General features: G+C 45.1%; 4 protein-coding genes. All 4 read right to left on the bottom strand.

From position 1 onward, the window contains the following. Nucleotides 1-160 precede the first annotated feature (160 nt). Nucleotides 161-382, bottom strand: coding sequence for a YneF family protein (locus tag FS666_RS18925; RefSeq protein ID WP_120072409.1), 222 nt, complete (start codon nt 380-382; stop codon nt 161-163). Nucleotides 383-459: 77 nt separating this feature from the next. Further along, nucleotides 460-897 carry a sporulation inhibitor of replication protein SirA gene (gene sirA, locus FS666_RS18920; RefSeq protein ID WP_120072407.1) on the bottom strand — a complete coding sequence of 146 codons (438 nt, stop codon included), beginning with the start codon at nt 895-897 and terminating at the stop codon, nt 460-462. A 268-nt stretch (nt 898-1,165) separates the two neighbouring features. Continuing rightward, complete coding sequence (gene tkt, locus FS666_RS18915) at nt 1,166-3,184, bottom strand: transketolase (protein ID WP_144463747.1); 2,019 nt, start codon at nt 3,182-3,184, stop codon at nt 1,166-1,168. A gap of 36 nt (nt 3,185-3,220) precedes the next feature. Beyond that, on the bottom strand, nt 3,221-3,405 hold a 185-nt coding region (locus FS666_RS20100), incomplete at its 5' end, for a hypothetical protein (RefSeq protein WP_222119385.1).

Genomic DNA, 3,405 nt, shown 5'->3' with positions numbered 1-3,405 from the left:
ACAAAGTTTTACCAAATAGCCCCAGAATTAATGTTCAGTAAATTTACTTTCGTAATTTGGGATTAAATCAATATGACAGCATCGTTTCACATGATATGCAGCAAATAGAAAAAACCGGCTAACCCCAGGGTTCACCGGTTTTTTCTCTATTAGATGAGCATTACTTGTTGTCCATCTGCTTTTTCATCATGCCCATCATTTGGTTGATTTTCTTTTGTGAGGGTTTCATCCCCATTTGCATCATCATCATACGCAGCATCTGTTCATTGATTGGCGGGTTTTTCTTTAGGTAATCCATCATATATTTACGGGCGATGAAAAATCCAAGCGCCACTCCAGCCAAAAGAGCGATCGCGCCCGTTAAAATCAATTGCCAAACCATCCAAAAATTCCTCCTTCGTGTTGTCTCACTTCAGTTTACTGAATTCCCGAATATTATACAATACTTGCGCTGCGATTTCATATGTATTTTCTTTCTTTAACCGGTTTTACCCAGCCATATCTTTCATTTTCTATATCAACAGCAAAAAAATGGCCATCAAATTTTCTCAATACTTCGAAGAAGATCGTCTCGGACTCAAAACCGCCCCATGCGTTCAGCTGGAGCCAATCTTCCTCAATGGCCAACTCCGCTCCGTCTTTATCTTTTGCCTGCCCCATGCAATATACCTTTCCCTTTATATATATTTGCTGGTTTTGCACAAATTGGGAGAACAACTTATGTAAATCCAAGTATGGCAAAGGCTCGGTAATATAATCTATTTGCTTATGTATGATTTCCTTGAGATTTCCATCGGCAGAGTGACTGCCGGCAAACAATTGGAAAAATCGGCTTTCCCGCCCATAAAAGTAGTCGGCGAATTCATCTTTTATCATATAAATAAAATATGTTCTCATAGGAACCTTCACTCCATTGCCAGTTTTCTCCTAGTATAGTGAAAGAAAAGTGAAAAGTTTGTCAATTGCTGTAATGAACAGCTTTTTTTCTGGTCTTTTCAGGAAGCTGCAACGATTGAATAGTTCCATTATGAATTTTTTTATATCATTAGGCAAACGAAAAGATAAAAGAGGGGAAATCCTCCCCTCTTTCTCGCAGTTAAAGATTACTGAACTTTCTCTTCAAACAGAGGTTACGTAATGTCCAGCTCCAGCGCCTATGTTCCCATCATTTTTTTAGGAGCGCCTTTACTTTCTCCACCACATTTGCCGGTGTAAATCCATACTCCTCTATCACCTTCCCGCCGGGTGCCGAAGCTCCAAAGCGGTCAATCGCCAATATATCTCCTTCATCTCCTGTGTATCTTTCCCAGCCGAGGGAAGCTCCCATTTCAATGGCTAAACGCTTTTTCACTGTAGAAGGAAGAATAGATTGCTTATATTCTTTTGATTGTTTTTCAAACCGGTCCCATGACGGCATGCTGATCACTGCAGCGTCTATGTCCTGTTCAATTAAAGCTTTTTGCGCTTCAATGGCAAGGCTCACCTCTGACCCGGTTGCAAGCAGCAGCACATCGGCCTGCTCTTTGTTCGCCGGGGAAATGACATAGGCTCCCTTTTCCACTCCGGATTTCGCCAAATCCGCGGATCCGGAAAGTGTCGGTACATTCTGCCTTGTCAAAATCAGAGCTGTCGGCTGTTTGTCCGATTCAATCGCCAGCCTCCAGGCTGCGGCAGCTTCATTCGCGTCGGCCGGACGGATCACTGAAAGGCCCGGCATCGCCCGCAAAGAAGCCAATTGTTCGATGGGCTCATGTGTAGGTCCGTCTTCGCCAACGGCTATGCTGTCATGCGTAAATACATATGTGACGGGCACCTCCATCAATGCGGCGAGACGGATGGCCGGACGGAGATAGTCGGAGAAAACAAAGAATGTTCCTCCAAATACCTTCAATCCCCCATGAAGAGCCATTCCATTCAAAGCGGCACCCATTCCAAATTCACGGACACCAAACCAAATATTTTTTCCTGCATAATTTTCCGCACTGAAGTCCTGTTCGCCTTTAATCATTGTTTTGTTCGAGCTGGCAAGGTCTGCCGCGCCTCCGAATAGAGAAGGCAGGTTCTTGGCAATGCTGTTCATGATTTCGCTTGCTGAAGCCCTGGTAGCCAAGCTTTTTCCTTCTTCATAAACCGGGATATCTTTATCCCATCCTTCCGGCAGCTTGCCTTCTGCTGCATTCTCAAGCTGCCCGGCCAACTCCGGATGGGACGCTTTATATTCTTTAAATAATTGGTTCCATTCGGACTCTTTATTTCCGCCGCGCTTGATTGTTGTTTCCTCAAAATGTTCATAAACTTCTTCGGGCACATAAAAATCTTCTTCGTATGTCCACTTGTAATATTCTTTTGCTAGTTTCATTTCGGCTTCTCCAAGCGGGTTTCCGTGTACGTCGGATTTTCCGGATTTATTTGGCGCACCGTATCCGATGACTGTTTTCACTTCAATCAAGGTTGGACGTGACTGGTCCGCTTTCGCCTGCTCAATGGCCTTCCCGATTTCTTCTACGTCATTTCCATCTTCTACGCGGATATATTGCCAGCCGTAAGCTTCAAAGCGTTCGCCCACATTTTCGGAAAATGATTGGGAAAGATCGCCATCTAGTGTAATATCATTGGAATCGTATAACATGATCAGTTTTCCAAGTTTTAAGTGGCCGGCCAGGGAGGCAGCTTCGGAGGCAATCCCTTCCATCAAATCGCCGTCACCGCATAACGCGTATGTATAATGGTCTACTATGTTAAAACCGTCTTTATTGTATGTCGCAGCCAAATGGCGTTCCGCCATGGCCATCCCTACTGCCATGCCGACCCCCTGTCCAAGCGGCCCTGTTGTGGCTTCGACTCCGGGAGTATAACCGTATTCAGGGTGGCCCGGTGTTCTGCTGCCCCACTGGCGGAAATTTTTAATGTCTTCCATCGTTACATCATAGCCCGACAAATGAAGCAGGCTGTATAAAAGCATGGATCCATGGCCGGCCGATAAAATAAAGCGATCGCGGTTAAACCACTCCGGATTTTTTGGGTTGTGGTCCATATGCTTTGTCCATAAAGTATAGGCCATGGCAGCTGCACCCATCGGCAATCCGGGATGTCCCGAATTTGCCTTTTCAATAGCATCGATCGACAGTGTCCTGACCGTATTGATCGAGAGCACATCGAGCTCTTTTACATTATGATCTCCCATCTTGATTCTTCCTTTCCCATATGTTCATCATACTTATCATAAAGATATTGATAAAATTAAACAACTCTTTCCATTAAGAAAAGCATAAGCGCCTTGCCCATCGACGTACAGACTGAAATGCGGAAGACGGCCGTTTAGGGGCGACAAGCGCTGGAGGTCAAACCTGTGAAGTCGTTCTTTGACTTCATTGGTTTGACCGAAGCGACCTCGAGCCCCTGCCG

It is taken from the genome of Siminovitchia fortis, assembly GCF_007681465.1.
In the GTDB taxonomy this organism is placed as follows: Bacteria; Bacillota; Bacilli; order Bacillales; family Bacillaceae_C; genus Siminovitchia; species Siminovitchia fortis.
This window is presented reverse-complemented; position numbering and strand designations above follow the sequence as displayed.